The organism is Azospirillum sp. SYSU D00513 (assembly GCF_017356015.1).
In the GTDB taxonomy this organism is placed as follows: Bacteria; Pseudomonadota; Alphaproteobacteria; order Azospirillales; family Azospirillaceae; genus Azospirillum.
Genome location: NZ_JAFIQV010000021.1, coordinates 1 through 20,765, shown reverse-complemented (window position 1 = coordinate 20,765; position 20,765 = coordinate 1). Strand labels below are relative to the sequence as shown.

General features: G+C 70.3%; 17 protein-coding genes and 1 tRNA gene. 8 read left to right on the top strand and 10 right to left on the bottom strand.

Features of this window, described 5'->3' with window-relative positions:
* Window positions 1-389: 389 nt before the first annotated feature.
* Complete coding sequence (locus JUB11_RS16480) at window positions 390-2,810, bottom strand: transketolase (RefSeq protein WP_207459664.1); 2,421 nt, start codon at window positions 2,808-2,810, stop codon at window positions 390-392.
* 139 nt (window positions 2,811-2,949) lie between these two features.
* Here JUB11_RS16480 and JUB11_RS16475 point away from each other — a divergent pair, with 139 nt between their 5' ends.
* Window positions 2,950-3,432, top strand: coding sequence for an Lrp/AsnC family transcriptional regulator (locus JUB11_RS16475; RefSeq protein ID WP_207459663.1), 483 nt, complete (start codon window positions 2,950-2,952; stop codon window positions 3,430-3,432).
* Window positions 3,433-3,457: 25 nt separating this feature from the next.
* Here JUB11_RS16475 and JUB11_RS16470 read toward each other — a convergent pair whose 3' ends face one another.
* From JUB11_RS16470 to JUB11_RS16445, 6 genes are all read right to left on the bottom strand, one after another.
* On the bottom strand, window positions 3,458-3,763 hold the full coding sequence (locus JUB11_RS16470) for a hypothetical protein (RefSeq protein ID WP_207459662.1): 306 nt from the start codon (window positions 3,761-3,763) through the stop codon (window positions 3,458-3,460).
* Window positions 3,764-3,846: 83 nt separating this feature from the next.
* Complete coding sequence (locus tag JUB11_RS16465) at window positions 3,847-4,317, bottom strand: spore coat protein U domain-containing protein (protein ID WP_207459661.1); 471 nt, start codon at window positions 4,315-4,317, stop codon at window positions 3,847-3,849.
* A gap of 252 nt (window positions 4,318-4,569) precedes the next feature.
* Window positions 4,570-5,046, bottom strand: coding sequence for a hypothetical protein (locus tag JUB11_RS16460; RefSeq protein WP_207459660.1), 477 nt, complete (start codon window positions 5,044-5,046; stop codon window positions 4,570-4,572).
* A 26-nt stretch (window positions 5,047-5,072) separates the two neighbouring features.
* Window positions 5,073-5,984 (bottom strand): spore coat protein U domain-containing protein, encoded by a 912-nt coding sequence (locus JUB11_RS16455; RefSeq protein ID WP_207459659.1) that lies wholly within the window; start codon window positions 5,982-5,984, stop codon window positions 5,073-5,075.
* Window positions 5,981-8,521 carry a fimbria/pilus outer membrane usher protein gene (locus JUB11_RS16450; protein ID WP_207459658.1) on the bottom strand — a complete coding sequence of 847 codons (2,541 nt, stop codon included), beginning with the start codon at window positions 8,519-8,521 and terminating at the stop codon, window positions 5,981-5,983. The genes JUB11_RS16455 and JUB11_RS16450 overlap by 4 nt, the downstream gene beginning before the upstream one ends.
* Before the next feature lie 18 nt (window positions 8,522-8,539).
* Window positions 8,540-9,271 (bottom strand): fimbria/pilus periplasmic chaperone, encoded by a 732-nt coding sequence (locus JUB11_RS16445; protein WP_207459657.1) that lies wholly within the window; start codon window positions 9,269-9,271, stop codon window positions 8,540-8,542.
* A 238-nt stretch (window positions 9,272-9,509) separates the two neighbouring features.
* Between JUB11_RS16445 and JUB11_RS16440 the strand changes: the two genes are divergently transcribed.
* From JUB11_RS16440 to JUB11_RS16410, 7 genes are all read left to right on the top strand, one after another.
* Window positions 9,510-10,190, top strand: coding sequence for a hypothetical protein (locus JUB11_RS16440; RefSeq protein WP_207459656.1), 681 nt, complete (start codon window positions 9,510-9,512; stop codon window positions 10,188-10,190).
* 19 nt (window positions 10,191-10,209) lie between these two features.
* Window positions 10,210-12,342 (top strand): adenylate/guanylate cyclase domain-containing protein, encoded by a 2,133-nt coding sequence (locus tag JUB11_RS33205; RefSeq protein WP_207459655.1) that lies wholly within the window; start codon window positions 10,210-10,212, stop codon window positions 12,340-12,342.
* A gap of 163 nt (window positions 12,343-12,505) precedes the next feature.
* Window positions 12,506-13,207, top strand: coding sequence for a cyclic nucleotide-binding domain-containing protein (locus JUB11_RS16430; RefSeq protein ID WP_207459654.1), 702 nt, complete (start codon window positions 12,506-12,508; stop codon window positions 13,205-13,207).
* Window positions 13,208-13,577: 370 nt separating this feature from the next.
* Entirely contained in the window at window positions 13,578-15,305 is a 1,728-nt protein-coding gene (locus tag JUB11_RS16425; RefSeq protein WP_207459653.1) for a nidogen-like domain-containing protein, read from the top strand.
* A 71-nt stretch (window positions 15,306-15,376) separates the two neighbouring features.
* Window positions 15,377-16,246 carry an alpha/beta hydrolase gene (locus JUB11_RS16420; protein WP_207459652.1) on the top strand — a complete coding sequence of 290 codons (870 nt, stop codon included), beginning with the start codon at window positions 15,377-15,379 and terminating at the stop codon, window positions 16,244-16,246.
* 138 nt (window positions 16,247-16,384) lie between these two features.
* Window positions 16,385-18,829, top strand: coding sequence for a caspase family protein (locus JUB11_RS16415; protein ID WP_207459651.1), 2,445 nt, complete (start codon window positions 16,385-16,387; stop codon window positions 18,827-18,829).
* 78 nt (window positions 18,830-18,907) lie between these two features.
* Complete coding sequence (locus JUB11_RS16410; protein WP_207459650.1) at window positions 18,908-19,285, top strand: SH3 domain-containing protein; 378 nt, start codon at window positions 18,908-18,910, stop codon at window positions 19,283-19,285.
* Here JUB11_RS16410 and JUB11_RS16405 read toward each other — a convergent pair.
* The 3 genes from JUB11_RS16405 to JUB11_RS16395 form a co-directional block, all read right to left on the bottom strand.
* Window positions 19,249-19,773: an SH3 domain-containing protein gene (locus JUB11_RS16405; protein WP_207459649.1), complete on the bottom strand. Its 525-nt coding sequence runs from the start codon at window positions 19,771-19,773 to the stop codon at window positions 19,249-19,251. The two genes, JUB11_RS16410 and JUB11_RS16405, sit on opposite strands and share 37 nt — an antisense overlap.
* Window positions 19,774-19,923: 150 nt before the next feature.
* Complete coding sequence (locus JUB11_RS16400) at window positions 19,924-20,379, bottom strand: hypothetical protein (RefSeq protein WP_207459648.1); 456 nt, start codon at window positions 20,377-20,379, stop codon at window positions 19,924-19,926.
* Between the two features lie 154 nt (window positions 20,380-20,533).
* Window positions 20,534-20,610: transfer RNA gene (locus JUB11_RS16395), tRNA-Met, on the bottom strand.
* Between the last annotated feature and the right edge of the window lie 155 nt (window positions 20,611-20,765).

Below are 20,765 nucleotides of genomic sequence, written 5' to 3'. Positions count from 1 at the left end.
GTTTCCTCGGGAAGCCTTTGAAAATCAATATTTTTCCGTCATCCCCGCGAAAGCGGGGATCCAGTTCCTCCCAAAGCGGAACCGTTGGAAACCCTGGATCCCCGCTTTCGCGCATAGGCGCTAACTTTGAGGGTTGTTCGACCAAAGCAAGGTTCCGACCACCTTCCACCGTCATCCCCGCGGACGCGGGGATCCAGAGTTTCCAAAGGGTTCGCTACGGGACGGACTGGATTCCCGCTTTCGCGGGAATGACGAGGAGGGAGGTTGCAGGTTTCGGCAAAAGGGGCCGACATGCAAAAGTTAGCGCCTTTGCGCTTTCGCGGGGGTGACGGCTAAGTCGCTATTTTCCCTATGATTTATGCATTGAAGAGGAGGAAAGTCCCTCCCCCTCAAACCGCCTTCAGGTGCCGCACCGGGCGGCCCGGCGACAGGGCTTCGGCGGCGCGGGCGATGCCCTGGGCGTCGATGCCGAAATGGCGGTACAGGTCGGCGATGGTGCCGGTCTGGCCGAAATGCTCGACGCCCAGCGCCCGCGTGCGGTGCCCCTCGACCGAGCCGAGCCAGCCGAGCGTCGCCGGGTGGCCGTCCAGCACGGTGACGAGCGCGCAGTGGGAGGGCACGGCGGCCAGCAGCCGTTCGATGTGGGAGCGGGCGTGGGTCATGCCGCGCTCGCGCGCCCGCTGGGCGGCGCTCCAGCCGGCCTGGAGCCGGTCGGCGGAGGTGATGGCGAGCAGCCCGACGTCGCGCCGGTCCTCGCCCAGCATGCCCACCGCCTCGATGGCCTCGGGCGCGACGGCGCCGGTGTAGGCGACGACGACCTGGGCGTTCGGCCCCGGCGGACGCAGCCAGTAGGCACCGTCCACCACGTCGCGGGCGAGGTCCGCGTCCATGGTCCGGCTGGGCTGCTCCAGCGCGCGCGAGGACAGGCGCAGATAGACCGAGCCGCCGGTCTCGTCGCGCAGCCAGTTGCGCTCGCCCGGCTGCCCCTCGCCGTCGCGCTGCATGTAGTCGAAGGCCCAGCGCATGATCACGGCCAGCTCGTCGGCGAAGGCCGGCTCGAAATAGGCCAGCCCGTCCTGGGCCATGCCGACCAGCGGCGTGGCGATGGACTGGTGCGCCCCGCCTTCCGGCGCCAGGGTCACGCCCGACGGGGTGGCGACCAGCAGGAAGCGGGCGTCCTGGTAGCAGGCGTAGTTGAGCTGGTCGGCGCCGCGCATGATGAAGGGGTCGTAGACGGTGCCGATGGGCAGCAGCCGTTCCCCGAACAGGGAATGCGACAGGCCCAGCGCCGACAGCAGGATGAACAGGTTGGACTCCGCGATTCCCAGCTCCAGGTGCTGGCCCTTGGCCGAGAACTCCCAGGCGTAGGTCGAGGGGATCCGCTCCTTCTTGAAGAGGTCGGCGGCCTCGCTCTTGGCGAAGAGGCCGCGCCGGTTCACCCAGGCGCCGAGGTTGGTGGAGACGGTGACGTCCGGCGCCGTGGTCACGATCCGAGCGGCGAGGTCCGACCGTTCCCGTCCCAGCTCGTTCAGGATCAGGCCGAAGGCGGCCTGGGTGGACAGGCTCTTCTGCGCCGGCACCGGCAGGGCGGCCGGGACCGCGACGGCGGGGGCCTCGTAACGCCGCCGGCCCTTCTGGGCGAAGGGCACCCGCTTCAGGAAGCCCTCCAGGGCCGCGGGATCCAGGGACAGCCCCTCGAACCGGTCCCACTCATGGCCGGGGCGGATGCCGTTGGCGGCCCGGAAGCCCTCCATCTGGGCGGGCGTCAGCAGGCCGGAATGGTTGTCCTTGTGCCCGGCCAGTGGCAGGCCGAAACCCTTGACCGTGTAGGCGATGAAGCAGACCGGCCGGTCGTGCCGGCGCGCGGCCTCGAAGGCGTCGAGCAGCGACGGCAGGTCGTGGCCGCCGAGGTTGCCCATCAGGGCGGCCAGCTCCTCGTCGCTGCGGCTATCGATCAGGCGGGTGACGGGTCCCTGGTCGCCGAGATCGTCCAGCAGCCGGCGGCGCCAGACCGCCCCGCCCTGCGCCGCCGCCTGATAGGTCAGCGCCGAATAGAGCTGGTTCGGGCAGCCGTCGATCCATTCCCGCAGCCGCTCGCCGCCCGGCTCCCGGAAGGCCTCCTGCATCAGCGTGCCGTATTTCAGGATCACCACGTCCCAGCCGAAGGCGCGGAAGATGTTCTCCAGCCGCTCCCACAGCCCTTCGCGGATGACCGCGTCCAGGCTCTGCCGGTTGTAGTCGACGATCCACCAGGTGTTGCGCAGCCCGTGCTTCCAGCCCTCCTGCAGGGCCTCGAAGATGTTGCCCTCGTCCATCTCGGCGTCGCCGACCAGCGAGACCATGCGCCCCTCGGGCAGGTCCTTCGCCCAGCCCTTGGCCTTCAGGTAGTCCTGCACCAGCGAGGCGAAGAGGGTCTGCGCCACCCCCAGCCCGACCGAGCCGGTGGAGAAATCCACGTCGTCGATGTCCTTTGTGCGCGACGGGTAGGACTGGGCGCCCTTGTAGCCGCGAAAGTTCTCCAGCTTCTCCCGCGTCTGGTTGCCCAGCAGATACTGGATGGCGTGGAAGTTCGGGCTGGCGTGGGGCTTCACGGCCACCCGGTCCTCCGGCCGCAGCACGGCGAAGTAGAGCGCCGTCATGATCGTCGCCAGCGACGCCGAGGAGGCCTGGTGCCCGCCGATCTTCAGCCCGTCCAGGTTCTCGCGGACGTGGTTGGCGTTGTGGATGGTCCAGGAGGCGAGCCAGAGAACCTTGCGCTCCAGCTCGCGCAGGCAGGCGAGGTCGGCGTGGTTCGATGCGGTCGCGGCCATGGCGTCATCCCTTCCAAGGACAGGCTTCAATCGTTGGAGAAGCCTATCATTTGTGACGCGGCATGAGTTTGCGAAGTGGCGTTGTCGGTACCCCCTGGATTAGCATCGGATGCCAATCCAGGGCCGGAATCAGCATCCCATGCCAAGAATCAAGCTCGACCGCATCGACCGCAAGATCCTCGCCCTCCTCCAGGAGGACGGCCGCATCCCGAACAACGAGCTGGCGGAGCGCGTCGGCCTGTCGCCGTCCCCCTGCCTGCGGCGCGTCAAGGCACTGGAGGAGGCCGGGGTGATCACCCGCTGCGTGGCGCTGGTCGATCCGGCCTCGGTCGAGTTGCCGGTGAACATCTTCGTCAGCGTCTCGCTGGAACGGCAGGTGGAGGAGCGGCTCGGCGCCTTCGAGGCCGCGGTCATGCAATGGCCGGAGGTGCTGGAATGCTACCTGATGACCGGGGATTCGGACTATCTGCTGCGGGTCGTGGTGCCGGACCTCGCCACCTACGAGCGCTTCCTGAAGGAGCATCTGACCCGCATCCCCGGCGTCGCAGGCATCCGGTCGAGCTTCGCGCTGAAACAGGTGCGCTACCGCACCGCCCTGCCCTTGGGCCATCTGGCGGAGTGATGCGCGCCGGCCCCCAAGGAAATGCTCACTCCCAGATCCAGCGCATGGGCTGGACGGCGGCGTAGGTCGCGAAGGGGCATTCCGCCCCCATCTCCACGCTTTCGACCTGGCGCGCGTGGCCGAGCCGCGCGATGGTGGCCTCGACCTGGGCCTTGGTCGGGCGCTCCAGGCAGACATGGGGGCCGTCGGGCACCTCCAGCCAGCCGCCGGCGTGCGCCGTCTCCAGCAGGACGAACAGGGCCAGGAATCCGCAGACCAGCCGCGGCAAGCTGAGGAAAGGCCGCCGCGCGCCCGGCGCCGCGGTCTCGGAATGGGAGCTGTAATAGGCCATCGGCTTCCTCCGGGCGTGAGGGCGCCTGGGGCGCCGTTGCCTTGCCGGTGGCCGGGGGCCTGTCAGCCCGCCGACCGAATGGATCACTTGGCTGCGATGGTGATGGTGACGGTGTCGGTGTAGTTGCCGGCGATGGCCTGGGCGTTGCCGTTGACGTTCACGGCCAGGGTGGACTTCTTGTCGAACCGGGCGCCGTCGCGGTTTACCTGGAGTCCGTGGGCGCCGCCGGTCGCGCCGTCGTAATTCACGGTGTAGGAGACCTGGGTGCCGACGCCGTTGGTGAGCTTGCCCTGGTTCTGCGAGGTCAGGGTGATGGTGTAGCCGGTGCCGCTGTTGCAGTTCTCCGTGACCTCGCCCACCGGCACCGTGTTCGAGCCGTTCACGAGGTTGAGGTCGGTGCCCATGTCCCTCACCTCGACCGTGCAAACCTGCGTGACGTTCCCCTTCAGCCGCAACGTGCCGGTTGCCCCGGCGGCCTGGACGGGCACGGCGTAGGCGGCCAGCAGGAGGGCGGCGGAGACGGAGGCGGCGCGGAGGGCGATGGAAGCGGTCATGTTCGCGGTTCCCTTGGTTCTGACAGTTGCCGTTTTCTGCCAGGACCAATCGCAAGACCGGTGCCAACCGCGAAAAAAACCGCGGCTCCCCAAAAAATCACAAGAATATCATGAGGTTGCCGCCTTCGCCGCCGGCCCGGCCCGCTGTACCCGCTCGCGCCGTCACCCGGCAATTTCGTCCCGGTACCCGGAAAGATCCGTCGGGGTGGCGCAGGATGTGCCGGGACACCTTCAGGGGTTTCGCGGCGGCGCCTATTCGCCGGAGATTGTGACGGTAACCGTGTCCATGTAGCTGCCCGCCGGTGTGCCGGGCCGCGGTGCCGTCGAAACCGAAAGTTCGCGGCTTTGCGGCAGCGGCGAAGCGGCGCGGGTGGCGACCAGGCCGCCCTCGCGCGGCGACGCTCCGTCATACTCGAGGCGGTAGGGAACGGCGCTTCCCTCACCGGAACGCAGCTCGCCGCCGTTGCGGGTGCTGACCGAGACCTTGTAGCCGCCCGCCGCGTTGCAGCGCTCCTCCACCGTGGCGACGGCCACGCGTTCCAGCGGCCGGGCGAGGTCGAGCGCCACGCCGAGGTCGGCGACGGCGACGCTGCACAGCGCTGGCACCTGCGCGCGCAGCTGGATCTGGCCGCTGCCCCCCGGACCGGCCAGGGCGGCGGCGGCAAGCGCCGTCAGCACGGCACCGGCCGCCGGAAGGGCCACCGGAACGATTGAACGCGCGTGCGCCATGCGGGTTTCCTTATCCTCGGGTGCGTCTATCGGGCAGACACGGTGACGGTGAGGCTGTCGGCGTAGCGGCCGGCGAGCGCGCGTGAGGTGTCGCCGACCCGGACCTCGAAATGGTGCTCGTGCGATCCCCCCGCGCCCGAGGAGCCGCCCCCCGTCATGCTCACCGGGCCGCCGAGCGGCAGGACAGCCCCGTCCATGGACAGGCTGTAGCCGATGCGCCCCTCGCGGTTGTTCGCGTCCACGCCGGCGAAGGCGCCGCCGTTCTCCGATTCCAGCCGCACGGCGTAAGGGGTGTTGCCGGCGACCTCCACCCCGAAGGACAGGGAATCGCCGGTCCGCATCTCCCCGAAATCGAGCGTGGCGACGCGTCCGTCCAGCTCGCCCCTCGCCCCGCCGACGATCAGCTTGCTCTGCATCGCGGAGCCGACCTCCGCCTCCACCTCGATGGTCTGCCGGTCGTGCAGCTGGCCCGGTTGCCCGCCGGACAGCTCGTACAGGCTGACCGTCAGCCGGTCGCGGTAGCGGCCGGGCTCGACGAGCTGCCCGGCGGCGATGGCCGCCCACACCGTGACCACGGCGTCGTCATCGCCGACCGTGCCGGCGAGCAGGCCGTTGCCCGGCCCTGAGGGCGCGTCGGCGGCGGGCCGGTTGTCCGGGCCGACCACCTCGTAGGCCAGGAAGCCCCCACCCTGCATGCGCCGATTTCCGTTCTGGCCCCGGTCGATGCCGACGCCGAAGCTGCAGCGGTCCTTGTCCTTGTTCCGGACCTGGAAAATCATGGAACGCGGCGGCTGGCTCCCCGCGAAGGGGTCGTAGCGGCCGGAAAAGCGGATGTCATCCACGCTGCGCAGATCCAGCCGGCAGGCCTCGGCGCTCCCGGCTGCCAGAACCGGCGCGAGCAGGGCAACCCAAAGCAGGGTGGCGAATGGAAGCCTCATGGCCGGACCTCTCCAAGATCGATGAGCGCGTCCGCCTCCGGCGGAACGGTGATGGCGACGGGCCGGTCCTCCAGGCCGAAGACGGTGAGCGTCCAGCCGCCCGGCCGCACCCCCTCGATCCGGAAACGGCCCTGGCGGTTGGAAAAGAACAGGATCTCGCCGCCGCCGGACAGCGGCCGGAGCACCCCGGACTGGAGCGCCAGCGGCGCCCCCTCCCCATCCTTGAGGACCCCGGACAGTCCGGCGGTGGTGTCAGTGCCGATCGGGACGACCGTGCCGCTGCGGTATGTCGGCGCCATCACCGGCCGGTCGTTGCCGAGGTCATGGTTGACCGGCGCGTCCGGCACGTCGAGCAGCAGCGCCTGCTGCCGGTAGGCGGTAAGGTCCGGCAGCACCGGAGCGCCCAGGAAATCGGTGCGGGCCGTGTAGCGCTCCTCGAAGGGATCGACGGTGACGGCCTTGCCATCGAGCCGCGGGTGGGCGGACACGATGGCGAAGGAGTCGTTCACCGGGCGCGTCACGCCGACATGCCCGTCGGCGAAGACCAGCCCGGTGGAGAATCCCAGCGCGGTGCGCCGGTCGTAGCTGCGCCGCCCGAACGCGGATTCCGCATCCTCCAGCCGGCTGAGATAGCTGCTGCGGGCCGTGGCGATGAAGCGCTGGTGCACGAAGGTGGCGTCGCCCTCCGCGCGCTCGCCATCCTCGTCCCGCGTGAGCTGCACGCCCGCATCGACCGTGTTGACGATGCCCAGGTCGCGGTAGCGCCAGTCCAGCCGGCGCTCTCCGGCCGACGTGTCGGCGCTGGCCCCGACGCTCTGGCGGAAGCCGTCGAAGCTGTAGCGCAGGCTGGCGAAGCCGGCGACCTCCCGCCGCCCGTCGGCGTCGCGGTTGTGCTCCACCGACAGGTCGAGGGCGAGCGAGCGCGACAGGCGGCTGCGCAGCAGAAGCTCCAGGTTGGAGGCGTCCCCCCCTTCCGGGTCGCGGGAGAACTGGTGGCGGCCGCCGAGGCTGGTGGTGAGCCATTCGTTCACGGGCTGGCTGACGCGCAGCGCGAGGTCCAGCCTCACCGGGTTGCGCGGCTCGGCGACGCCGAATGGGGCGAAGCCGGCACCGCGCCATGTCGCGGAGGCGGTGACGCTGCGCTGTTTCCAGTAGCTGTCGCCCATCGAGAAGTCGCGGTAGCTGACCCGCACCGCGCTGTCGCTCTTCAGCCCATGCCCGCTGCTCACCGCCGGCTCCACGGCGATGGTGCCGAGCGCCGTGGCGAACAGCAGCTCGCCGCCGAACAGCCGCTGGGTGCGGTCGGCCTGCGCGTTGAAGCCGAGCGTCAGCCGGTCGGTGATGCCGACGCGGTGGCTTCCCGAGACGCTCGGCCGGCCGCGCTCATAGTGATAAGTCCCCTCCTCGATCCGCGTCGGCAGCCCGCCGGCATAGGCGAACTCGTGAATTCCCTCGGCCAGCAGCTGATTGTCGAAGAAATAGGGGACGGAAATGGTCTGGGTCCGCCCAAAGGCGTCGGTGATGCGCAGGGTGACGTCGTTGGTGCCGAGCGTGCCGGGGAAGTTCCGCAGATTGTAGGACCCCACGGGCAGCCGGTAGCTGCGCGTCGGCCGGCCGTTGACCGCCACCTCGACCGTGGAAGGCTCGTTCAGGATGAACTCCTGCTGGCCCGTGGGCTGGTAGAGCGCGTAGGGCTGGAGCTGGAAGTTGCGGGCGATCAGGAATCCGCCGACCTGCTGGCCGGACTGGAAGCCCGTCGCCGGATAGACGAGGTCGCCGGCGCTGGCCCGCAGGCGGGCATCCACCCAGTCCTTCGTCAGGCGCAGGTTGCCGCGCTGCCAGCGATCCGCCCCGTCCTCGTCGTAGAAGCTGGCCCCTTCCAGCACCAGCCCGCCGAGGTTGACCCCGTGGGAGAAGGCGATGCCCAACGGCACCCGCCCGCCGGTGCGCCCGTCCGACAGGATCGACCATTCCTCGTTGACGCCGATGTTGGTGAAGGCGCTGACGGCCGCCGGCTCGACCACCGCGTTTCCGGACGGCGGGCGCAGGCCGCCGCGCAGGTCCAGCTCCACCGCGCGGCGGAGCGCGGGATCAAGCGTGACCGACACCAGAATCTCGGCAGGGTCGAAGGCGAAGGCCATGCCGTCCCCGGACAGCTCCGGCAGGGCGAGGAAGCCGCCGTCTTCCGGCGGCAGGCCCCGCAGCCGCTCCAGCGCATCGGGCCGGACCAGCGGTTCCAGCGCGGCGAGCAGCGGGGCCGCCGCGACGCGGGTCTGCGCGGGGTCGCCGGCGACGCGGGCCGGCACGGTCCCGGCGTCCCGCCCGCCGACGGTCAGCGGCACCTCCAGCTCCCGCACCGCCGGGGCCGCCTTCCTCTTGCCCCCGAAAACCTCGCGGAAGATGTCCTCCGACGATTTGGCCGGAGGGGCAGGAGCGGGAGCCTGCGCCCGCGCCCCGTCCGTCCCGGCAAGGGGCAGGGTCAGCGCCGCGAGGAGCGCCGCCAGCAGGAAGGAGGGATGCGGCCGTCCGGCGGGCACGGGATCGGCTGCCGGCGGTCAGGGATCGGTGACGGCCAGCGAGCCGCTGAGCGGACCCTTCGCCAGTCCGGCCGGCATCGGGATCAGGAAGCGGCGGGTGGCGCCGGCCAGCAGGTTTTCCCCCGTCAGGCCGGCGAGGCCGGCGCCGCGGACCTGCACCGGCTTGCCGCCCGCCTGGATGGTCAGCGTGGGGTCGCGCAGGATCTGGCGGGCGGTGCCCCGGTTGGCGACAGTCACGGCGAGCTGCTTGCCCTCCGGCGCCAGCGCGGTCACGGCGAGGTCCGGCTTGGCGCCCGGCGGGGTGATGTAGACCGAGCCCACATAGCGCACCAGCAGGCGCACCTGCCCACCCTTCGGCGGCGCGCGGCCGAGATCGACGGGGAGCTGCTCCGCCACCAGCCGGAAGGCCAGCTCGCGCTCGGGCGTGGCCGGGCCGATCCACTGGACACGGACGGACTGGCTCTGGTTGGCCTGAAGGACCACCTGCTCCGGATAGACCACGAAACGGTCCGAGGCGTCCTCCAGCTGATCCTCCCCCCGCTCGTTCATGCGCCGGCTCATCATCGTCAGCTCGACCGCGACCGGCTCGGCGGTGTCGTTCTCCAGCCGGAAGATCTGGGTGGCGCCACGGCCCGCCGGTTCGAACTGCATCTCGATGGGAACGAGGCGGAAGGCATGGGCCGGCACCGTGGCCTCGGCGAGCAGGCCGAGGGCGAGGACGGCGAGGCCGAGCAGGCGGCGACCGGTCATGGAGCGTACTTTCTGGAGTAAACCCGATGGTGCGCAATATACATCAAATGCATGGGATCGCCAAAACTCCTGGGGGGAGCCCGCCGGACCGGCGGGGCCGCCCGCCAGGCTCCCGAGGCATTAATTCAATGTTAAGATTGCCGCAGCTTCTTTAGCTCACGGGCCCGCGCGACTGGCATCCGTTTCCCGCGCGCCCCTGACCTTCACGCGACCAAACCAGAGATCCTGGGGAACTCCGATGCCCGCGGCGACACGCATCCTCCTCGCAACCGCTGCCCTCCTGTCGGCCGGGACGGCCTGGGCCTCCCAGCCCGCGGCGCTCGTCGAGGATGTGACGGGCACCGTGCCCGGCATCCAGGCGATGGACTATCTTCAGACCGGCCGGACCTTCAAGCTCGAGGACGGGCAGACCATGTCCGTGAGCTATCTGGCCTCCTGCGTCACGGAGACCATCACCGGCGGCACGGTCATCATCGGCAGCCGGGAATCCAAGGTCGTGAACGGCAAGGTGGAGCGCGGCTCCATGCCCTGCGACGGCGAGCCGCTGATCCTCGCCGCGAACGAGGCCGGCAAGGCCGGGGTAACCGTGTACCGGTCCGTGCTCGGTGCCGCGGAGCCCGCGGCCCAGACCCTCTACAAGACCCGGCCGATCCTCATCCTGGCGACCCCCGGTCCGGTCACCTTCGAGCGGATCGACCAGCCGGCGGAGACGCTGACGGTCGAGGCGCAGGCCCGGACGCTGGACATGGCCCAAGGTGGGGCCCAAGGTGGGGCCCAAGGTGGAGCGCAGGGCGGGCCGGCGCTGACCGCCGGCGCCACCTACAGGGTCACGGCTGGTGCCCGGTCGCAGCTGATCCGGATCGCGCCGGAGGCCAAGGACGAGGGCGGGCCGGCGCTCGGCCGCCTGATCCGCTTCTGACGCTAAGACGCCACGGCCCATGACGCCCCGCGCCCGCCGCCTGCTGCTCGTCGGGCTTGCCGGCGCCGTGCTGTGCGCGCTGCTGGCCTGGACAGCGCGCGGGGAGCTGCAGGGACCGTCCATCGACACGCTCTACTGGCTGCGCGACGCATCCTACGGGCCGGCGCCGGGACCCCAGCCATCCCCGGTGGTGGTGGTCGGCATCGACGAGGAAACCTACCGCCGCCCGCCCTTCGCCGGCACGCCCCAGGCCATGTGGACCCCGCGCCTCGGCACCGTGCTGAACGCGCTGTTCGACGGCGGCGCCAAGGTGGTCGGCATGGACGTGATCCACCCGACCTCGGTGGAGACGCTGGTCCCCGGATTCGAGCGCGATTACCTTCTCGCACTCCGCCGCGGCGGCAAGGCCGGCAGCCTCGTGCTCGCCAAGGTGCAGCACCAGACCGAGCCTCTCGTGCCCTACCGCGGCCACGCCCTGGCCGCCGGCGGGGCGGCCAACATCCGTTCGGTCAATCTCGTGGAGGATCCCGACGGCGTGCTGCGCCGCGTGCCGCTGACCCTGACCGCCGCCGGCCCCGACGGCGCGCCATGGCAGGAGCCGGGGCTGGCCGTGGAGATCGCCGCCCGCGCGCTGGGCGCGCCGCTGGAACGCGGCCCCGGCGGTGCCAGCCTCGCCGGCTACGCCATCCCGGGCAGCGCCTCCAACCGCATGCTGATCAACCACCCGACGGTCGCCGGCGCGATTCCGACCTATTCGCTCGCCGACCTGCACGCCTGCGCCGAGGCGGGCGACAGCGCCTATTTCGAGCGGCATTTCAGGGGCAAGGCCGTGCTGGTCGGCACCGTGCTGGACGTGGAGGACCGCAAGCTCTCCTCCAACCGCTGGGTCACCAAGCCCGAGGGGACCAACCAGCCCGAACGCTGCCGCCTGCCGGTGATGGCCGGCCTGCACGAGGACCACCGGCGCGACAGCGTTCCCGGTGTCTATCTGCACGCCGCCGCCGTGTCGAACCTGATGGCGGGGAACGCGCTGGACGAGGCGGGGCCGGCGCTGGCCGCGGCCCTCCTGCTGGGGCTGGCTCTGGCAGCTGCGGCGCTGACCCTCTCGCTCAAGCCGCTGGCGGCGGCCGGCGGGCTGGCGCTGGTGCTGGCGGCCTGGAGCCTCGCGTCCCTGATGTCCTTCCGGAGCGGGATCGTGCTGCCCTATCTTCCGGGCGGCGTCGCGGCGGTGCTGCCCCTGCCCCTGCTGCTGGCCGTCCGCTTCACGGTGCTCGACCGCGACCAGCGCCACATCCGCAACGCCTTCCGGCTCTACCTGCCGGCCCGGCTGATCGACGAAATGCTGGCGTCCGGCCGGACGCCGAGCCTCGGCGGCGAGAAGCGGGAGCTGTCCATCCTGTTCAGCGACATCGCCGGCTTCACCGCGCTGTCCGAGGCGCTGCCGCCGGAGCAGCTCGTCCTCATCCTGAACCGCTATTTCACGACGATGACCGACATCGTCGAGGCGCATGGCGGCTTCGTGGACAAATACATCGGCGACGCCGTGCTGGCCGTGTTCGGTGCCCCCTATTGCCCGGCCAACCACGCGCGGGCGGCGGTGGACGCCGCGCTCGCCATGCGCGCGGCCCTGGAGGCCGACCCGACGCTGCTCGCCTACGGCGACGGGGAGCGCGCGACCTGCCGCATCGGCGTCGCCAGCGGCCCGGCGCTGATCGGCAACATCGGCTCGCCGCGCCGCCTGAACTATACGGTCATGGGCGACACGGTGAACCTCGCCTCGCGGCTGGAGGGCGTGAACAAGGTCTACGGGACCGCCGTCCTGGTCAGCGAGGGGACCGTCGCCCGGCACGGCGACGCCGCCGCCTTCCGGGAGTTGGACACGGTCCAGGTGGCCGGGCGCGGCGAGCCCGTGACGCTCCACGAGCCGCTGGCCGTGGAACGCCGGGCGGATCCGGCGGAGGGCGCGCGGCGCATGGCCTACGCCGAGGCCCTGGCGGTTTGGCGCGCCGGCCGCTTCGGCGAGGCCGCTGCCGCGTTCGAGCCTCTGGCCCTTCTCGACCCGGCCGCCGCCGTGATGCGGCGCAAGGCCGCCGCCCGCCTGGGCGAGCCCGCCGCCGGCTGGACCGGCGTGACCGCCCTCAACGAGAAATAGGCGCGGCGGAACAGGCGCGGCGGCCGCCATCCCACACGGGGTCCCCGTAAAATTATCGCTTGTGAAGCTTATGTTGCGCTGCTCAGATTGCGCCGCGGCCTGACCGGCGGCCCTCGCCTGCAGACAACACGCCACCTCGCGCCGGAACGCAGAGCATCCCAACATGACGGCCAATAATCTTGGCGGCATCCTCGCCGAACTCGTCGGTTACGCCGCCGTCGTGGCGACGCTCCTGTCCTGCTATCAGAAGACCGCAATCCCGCTCCGCGTGCTGGCCATGGTCGCGAACCTCTTCAGCATCGCCTACGCCGCAAGCCATGGGATCATCCCATCCCTGATCCAGAACTGCATCCTTCTGCCGCTGAACCTGTACCGGCTGGTCGATGTTGTGATGCTGCTGCGCAAGGTACGGACGGCGGCCAAGGGCAACTTGTCCGTGGCTTGGCTGAAGCCCTACATGAAAAAGGTCGTGTTCGAGGCCGGGACCACCGTGTTCCGCAAGGGCGAGATCGCCGACAAGGTCTATTGCGTGATCTCCGGCACCGTCACGATCCCGGAAATCGGCCATCGCCTCTCCCCCGGCGACTTCATCGGCGAGATCGCGATGTTCTCGCCCGACCGGCTGCGCACCATGTCCGTGGTCTGCGAGACGGAGGCGGAAATGCTGTGGATCACCGAGGATGAGCTGGCCCACCTCTGCTACCAGAAGCCGGAGATCAGCTTTTATCTCCTGCGCCTCATCACGTCCCGGATGGCCGAGAACGTGAACCGCACGGCGCAAGCCGCCATCGCCGGAGGGGAAGCGGCCGGGCCGGAGGCCAAGCGGGTGGTCGCCGAACCCGCTCCGGCCCTTAACTCCGGCTGAACCGGCCTCAGCCCCTCGGCAAGGACCTGAGAATCTCGCTGGCACCGTCGGCGGCGCCGGCCGGCTCGTGCCTGTGGTCTTCATGGTCAAGGTCGTCATTGACGCGGGCAGCGAATACAACGAGGACGTGGACGGCTGACGCCCTCGCTCAGGCAGCGCTCGGGAATGGCGGCACGCGCTGTTGTAGTATGGATACAGCTTTCCCCTTTGACGGGCAGCAGCCCGAAAATGATAAAATTTGTTAACAAACCGCGGCGATACTCGCGCGAAATCCGCCGAGCGGTTGCTCCTTCCCGGGCGGAACTGGGACGCCGGGGGTCTGCGCCGCAGCGGGCACGGCGCTCAACCCCTATTCGGAGTCAATGTATCCATGAAGACGCGCTTTCCCCTGAGCCGGCTGGTCCAGACCTCCTCGATCGCGCTGGCCGTCGGCGTCTGCATGACGGCTGGGGGCGTGCAGGCCGGCGCGGTGCTCGATACCGGCGTCAACTACGTGGGGACGCTTCCCGCGAACGACGACGGGTCGAGCGCCCCGGTTCCCATCGGCTTCACGGCGAACATCTGGGGTGGCACGCGCAGCGCCGTTTATGTGAACAACAACGGCAACTTCACCTTCGATCAGGCGATCTCCACCTACACACCGTCACCCCTCAACACGGTTGGCCGTGACATCGTCGCCCCCTTCTGGGCGGACGTGGACACGCGCAACGGCGGCACCGTCCAGTACGGCCAGACCAGCGTCAACGGCCGCACGGCCTTCGTCACCACCTGGAACGAGGTCGCCTATTATGGCGGCGGCGACAAGCGGAACACCTTCCAGGCCGTCCTGGTCGACCGCTCCGACCGGCAGGCCGGCGATTTCGACATCCAGCTGAACTACAACCAGATCCAGTGGGAATCCGGCACCGCCTCGGGCGGCGCCGCCGGCCTTGGAGGCTCCTCGGCCCGCGCCGGCTACTCCAGCGCCGACGGAACCCATTCTTTCGAACTTCCGGGGTCCGGGCAGCCCGGCAGCTTCCTCGACCAAGCCGTCACGGCCCTGATCCGGCAGTCGAACACCGACGTGCCGGGCCGCTATGTGTTCGAGGTTAGCGGCGGTCAGGTCCAACTGGTTGAGGTGATCGTAGACAACCACGACATCGAGGCCGAGGCCCAGGCGGCGACCCTTTCCGAGGTGACGCAGCAGAGCGAGCGCAGCACCGTCGGCGAGACGGTCCGTACTATCACCAGCCGCATTGGCGACGTGCTGCGCAGCCGGATGGCCGCGCGCCAGCGCAACGCCGAGGGTGCCTCCGCCTTCGGCATGTCGGCGGGCGACGGAACCGGCCGGATCTCCGGCTGGGTGGACGGCAACGTCTCCTTCCTGCGCAACTTCAACTCGGGTTCGCGCTTCAACGGCCGGAACCACACCGGCCTGTTCGGCGCCGACTACCGCGTCAGCGACAACTTCGTGGTCGGCGGCGCGGTCGGCGTCGAGCACAGCCGCTTCGACCTGCTGAGCCTGAACGGCCGCCGCACGGGCCGGGGCTATTCCTTCACCCCCTATGTCGGCTACGTCATCAACGACTACCTGACCGTCGATGCCAGCCTGTCCTACGGCTACAACGACAACGACGTCCGGCAGAACCTGCTTGGGCGGCCGAGCACCGGCGACTACGACTCCCGCCGGCTCGTCGCCAGCACCAACCTGTCCGGCTATTATGTCCAGGATGCCTGGACCTTCCGGGGCGTCACGGGCCTGTCGGTGTCGCGCACGCGCAGCGACAGCTATCTCGACTCCGCGGGCAACAGCGTGTCTCCGGGCGTGAACGATCTCCGCCAGTTCCGGATCGGCGCGGAGGCCGAGTACCAGGCGACGGACATCATCCGTCCCTTCGTCGGCGCGACGCTGGAGTACGACCTGCTCAACCGGACCCGTGAAGCCTCGGGCGCGGCGATGACCTCCACGAACGGCGACCGCAGCGGCATCATCGGCACGGTCGGTGTCCGGGTCGACGCGCTGGAGAACCTGTCCCTCACCGGCCAGCTGTCCTACCAGGCGCTGCGCGCGAACGAGCGGGACACCACGGTCGGCGTCTCCGCGCGCCTGACCTTCTGACCTCCGGCGGCGCCGGGCCGCTCCGGCGCCGCCGTCGGGTCCCCAACGTTCCAGGCACGGGAAACGCATCGATGAACGCCCGCCAAAGCCCGTTCCGGCCCTGGCGGGCGTTCGCGTTTCTAGGAATGCTGGCACTGGCCGCCGGCTGCGCCGCCGGCCCGGAAGCCCGGCGCGGCACGGCGGAGGAGATCGCGGCCGGAGCCGGGCTCGTCCCTAGGCTCTATCCGGCTGCCCCCTTCACGCTCGCCGGCTGGCTGCGGGCCGGCGGTTCCGGCCGGAACGGCGGGCCGCTCGTCGCCTACATCGAGGGCGACGGCTATGGCTGGGTGACGCCGGAACGGCCGTCGCGCGATCCCACGCCGCGCAACCCCGTCGCCCTCCGCCTCGCCGCGCGCGACCCGGCGGAACGGGTCCTTTATCTGGGCCGCCCCTGCCAGTATGTGGGCGCCTCGGTCGAGCCCGCCTGCGGCAACCGCTATTGGACCTCGCACCGCTTCGCACCGGAGGTGGTCGGGGCGCTCGGCCGCGCGCTCGACGCGGCCAAACGGGACAGCGGGGCGGAGCGGCTGATCCTTGCCGGCTATTCCGGCGGCGGCGTGCTGGCGGCCCTGCTGGCGGCGCGGCGCACGGACGTGGACGGGCTCCTGACCGTCGCCGCCCCCCTGGACCACGCGGCCTGGACGCGGCGTCACGGGATCACGCCGCTGGCTGGTTCTCTGAACGCAGCCGACGCCGCGGACGCGCTCGCCGGCCTTCCCCAGCTCCACCTCGCAGGGGCGGAGGACAGGGTGGTTCCGCCGGATCTCGTGCGTTCCTTCGCGGCGCGCATCGGCGCCCCGGTGCGGGTGGTGGCGGGGGTGGACCATGGCGGCGACTGGGCCGCCCTCTGGCCCGAGCTGCGCGCCGCCCTGGCCCTGCCCGCGCCACACCCCCGGCCCTGATTCCGGCCGCAATGTTCACACCGTGTTTCACCGCCACCCGGAGACGCCTACCCGTATTTGGTGTAGGATGATGCCCAAATGGCCGGCCAGCGCAGAAACCAGGGCTGGAATCAGCGCCGCTATCAGGTGAGTCGAACCATGACAAGCTCCCGCCGCACGCGCCGCCTCGGCGCCCTTCTCGGAACCGCTCTCGGTGCCGCCACGGTGCTGGCGGGCTTCAGCCCTCCGGCCGAGGCGCAGGCGCCGGTCATCCGCAACCAGACGCGCATCATCAACCAGGCGATCACCAACCAGGTGCGCCAAGCCCTGCGTCCGCGGCTGCTGATCCGCGATTCCGCGGGCCCCGTCTCCATCATGGAGACGGGAAGCGGCGGCCGCTTCCTCGCCGTCGCCTCGGCCGACGGCGGCGTGCGCGTCTGGGACCTGGAAACCGGCCGACAGATCCAGCGCCTCCAAGCGGGCGCCCTGCGCGCTGTCGCGATCGACGAGGCGAACCGCCGGCTGGCGACCGCCGGCGCCGACGGAAACCTCATCCTGTGGGACATCGCCTCGGGACAGGAAGTGCGGCGCCTCCCCGGCCATGCCGGGGCCGTCTCCTCGGTGCGCTTCTCGCCAGACGGCACCCTGCTGGCGTCGGCGGGGGCCGACGGGACGGTGCGGCTGTGGAACACGATCACCGGTCAGGCGCTGGCGACCCTGACGGGCCATGCCGGGGCGGTGAACGCGCTCGCCTTCGCACCCACGGGCACGCAGCTCGCCAGCGGCGGGGCCGACGGAACGGTGCGGCTCTGGTCCGTGCCGGACGGGCGCGCCTCGGCCAGCCTGACCGGCAGCGAGGGAGCGGTGCAGGCCCTGGCCTTCACCGCCGACGGCACCCTGTACGGCGGCGATGCCACCGGCTCGGTGCAGGCATGGCGGGCCGGGACCCCGGCCGCGCAACGCCGCTTCCGCGCCGTCGGCGGCGCGGTCACCGGCCTCGCCCTGCGCCCGGACGGAATGCTGGCCGTCGCCTCCGGCGGCCAGCGGCTGGGCGTCTGGAACGGCGCCGACGGCCGCCGGGTCGCCGAGGTCGAGAACCCGGAGGGCACGGTCGTCGCGACGGTTTTCGCGGGCGACCGCGTGGTCGGCGCCGGTTCGGACGGCCGCGCACGCCTCTGGGACGCGGCGGCCGGCACGCTCGCGGCGCAACTCATCATGACGCGCGGCGGCTGGACGGTGCTGGACGCGGCCGGACGGTTCGACGGCTCCGACAGCGGCCTTGGCGATGTCGCCTGGCAGGCCGACCAGGAGGTGCTGGAGATGACGAACTTCTCCCAGCCCTATTACGAGCCGGGCCTGCTGGCCAAGACGCTGCGGGCGCCCGGCGCCCTGCTCACCCCCGCCGCGGCACCGATCACGGCCGGCATCGCGCCGCCCCCGCTGGTGCAGCTCGCCGCCGCGTCCGGGTCCCAGGCGGCGGTGCCGGGCCCGACCCAGGTGACGGTCACCGCGTCGGACCGCGGCGGCGGCATCACCGAGGTTCTGCTCTATGCGAACGGAAAGGCGCTCGATCCCGACCGGGTCGCCTCGACCGAGGACGTGACCGTCAACAACCTGCCCTCCCGGCGAGTGACCTACAACGTCGACCTCGTCGCGGGGAGCAACCGGTTGCGCGCGGTGGCGCTGGGCGACAACCGCATCGAGAGCGTCCCTGCCGAAACGGTGGTGACGGTTCAGGCCCCAGTGGCCGCGCCGACGCTGCATGTGGTCGCCGTCGGCATCAACCAGTATTCCAACCCAGCCCTGACGCTGAACTACGCGGTCGCCGACGCGCGCGGCCTGACCAGTTGGGCGCGCACGCAGAACGGCAGCGGCACTTTCGGCAAGGTGGTGCTGCATGAGCTGTACGACCGGCAGGCGACCCGCGCCAACATCAACGCGCTCTTCGCGAAGCTGAAAGACACCCAGCCGCAGGACGTGGTGGTGCTGTATATCGCCGGGCACGGCGAGAATGCCGAATCCAACTGGTACTTCCTGCCCACGGAGTTCGGCCGCAACCTACCTTTCGAGACGGCCGCGGGCGACGCGCGCAGCGGCGCCTCCTTTCGCCAGGCCGTGCTGCAGGCGGTCGCGAGCGACGGCATCAGCGCCCGCACCTTCCACCAGAACGTCGTACGCATCGGCGCCCAGCGCATCCTGGTGCTGATCGACGCCTGCAAGTCGGGCGGCGTGAAGCGGGCCTTCGAGGCCGACGCCGACCGGCGCACCCTGGCGCTGCTCAGCCAGCAGGCGGGCGTCCACATCCTGGCGGCGACCGACAAGGAACAGCTCGCCGTCGAGCTGGCTTCCCTGGGCCACGGCGCCTTCACCTACGCCGTCCTGAACGGGCTTGGCGGGGTCGCCGACACAGGTCCCCGCGACGGGACGGTCAGCGCGCGGGAAGTGCTCGGCTACGCCACGGCGCAGGTCCCCTCCCTCGCCCTGCGGCACGGACAAAGCGAACAGAACCCGAGTGCCTTCTCGCGCGGCGGCGACTTCACCGTGAGCCGGCCGGCCAAGGGTGGTGCAGGCAACGCCGAGGGCGGAAAGCGGAAGAAGAGCTGACTGAACGCGTCGCAGGTGATCGCGTTATAAGAGAAGGGCCGCGCATGAGCGTGGCCGGAACCGCCGGGAGTCGTCACCATGCGCCCATTCCTCGCCGCCGCCGCCGCGGCCCTCCTGCTGCCCGCTCCCCTGGCGGCGCAGTCGCCGTCGGACAGCCTGCTGCGCAACCAGATGCGCATCACGAACCAGGCCGTCGGCTCGCAGATCCGGGACGCGCAGCGTCCGTCCGCCGGCAACGCCGCCACCAGGGCGGCCGTCACGGGGGCGGGAATGACGGTGGTGGTGCCCGCCGCCATCCTGCGCGCCGGCCCGACGACGGAGTCGTCGGTGCTCGGCGTCCTGTACCGGGGAACCCCGCTGACCCTGACCGGCCCGGTCCAGGACGGCTGGGCACCGGTCAGCCACGAAGGGCGCGCGGGCTATGTCAGCACCCGGCTGCTCGCCCCGGCGGGCTGAAACGGGCCGCTACCGGACGATGTCGCTGTCCTCATATTCGTCGCCGGACGCATCCCCGGCTTTTGACCCGTTCGAGGCCGCGACGGAGTCCGCGCCACTGGCGCCGGATACCCCCTGCGCCGACGGCTTCGGTCCTGCTCCCCGCCCTGCCGCAATGGCAGCGCGCCGAGCGAGGCCGTGGCAAAAGCCAGCGTATCCTGCGCCTTCTGCCCGCCCAGCGGCTGTTCTCTGCTGAGACTGGCCAGGGGCACGTATCCCTCCTTCCGGAACACGTCGCGGACCTTGATCCATCCCTTCTCGACGTCCGGCCCGACGATGGTCAGCGGCTCGCCGCCGTCGAACCGGTGCAGGCTGCGGGCGTTGCGGGCCGCGCGGTCCATCAGCGCGACCTCGCATACCGTGACGTAGATCTCTCCCGGCCGGACCCCGCTTGGCTTGGCAGCGTCCTGTCCGCCTTCGGCGGGTTCCGCAGGGCTCGGCGCCGGCACGGACGGGCACCCAATCTTGGCGAGGGTGGCGTTTTCACCACCCGAATGGACAGAAATCCTTGTGAATCGGAGCTTCGGGAGTGCCGCTTGAGGTTTTTGAGCCTTGCGCGCCAAAAAGGGCGGGAGTTGTCGCGATGCCTACCGCAAGGCTTAACGCACCAGGGCGCAGAACTCCCGGCTTTCACCGAGGCCAGGTATTTTGAAGGTCAGGATGATCGCGGGTCTACCGTCGGATGCCCGGACGGTCGACACCGCCTCCACCGACGTACCATCGGCGTCCGGTGCGAAAGGGCCAGAGGTCCAGGTGATCGCGCCGGTCGATGCGGAAAAGGAATAGGCGCCGGGCTGCCGACGCGAGCCGCGGTATTCGTATCGGCTGGCATCGACGATGTCGAACTCGTTGGAAAAGCGGGTTCCCGTGTATTGCCCGAACTCCACCGGACGGCTTCCGCGGAATTCAAGACAGGCGTAATGGCCGGGAACGACGGTCGAGGATACTTTGTAGTTCGGGCTCGGCGACTGGGCCATGGCCGGCCCCAGCAGGATGCCGATGGCGGTGCCCACGGTTGCACAGATGCCGGACAGGGCGCGGAAGAAAAAGGGCATGGTCGCCTCCTGCAAGGGACTTTAGTAAAGTTATCCGCGAGTCAGACGCTTGTGTAAAGCTCACGGCTCGGCGGAGAGTCCGATCCGGCAGGCGCGGGCAGAGCCCGGAATGCAAAAGGCCCAGTTCCGTCAGGAGCTGGGCCTTTTGCGTGTTTGGTTGCGGGGGCAGGATTTGAACCTGCGACCTTCAGGTTATGAGCCTGACGAGCTACCGGGCTGCTCCACCCCGCGATTGTGCCGTTCGGTTTCGTGGGAGCATGGAGAAGCGAAGACAGGTGCAAGTGGCTGTGTGTTGCTGAGCTGTGTGTCCTTGGGTCCGGGTGACCTGGCGGCGACCGACTCTCCCACGCCTTAAGACGCAGTACCATTGGCGCTGAGGTGTTTCA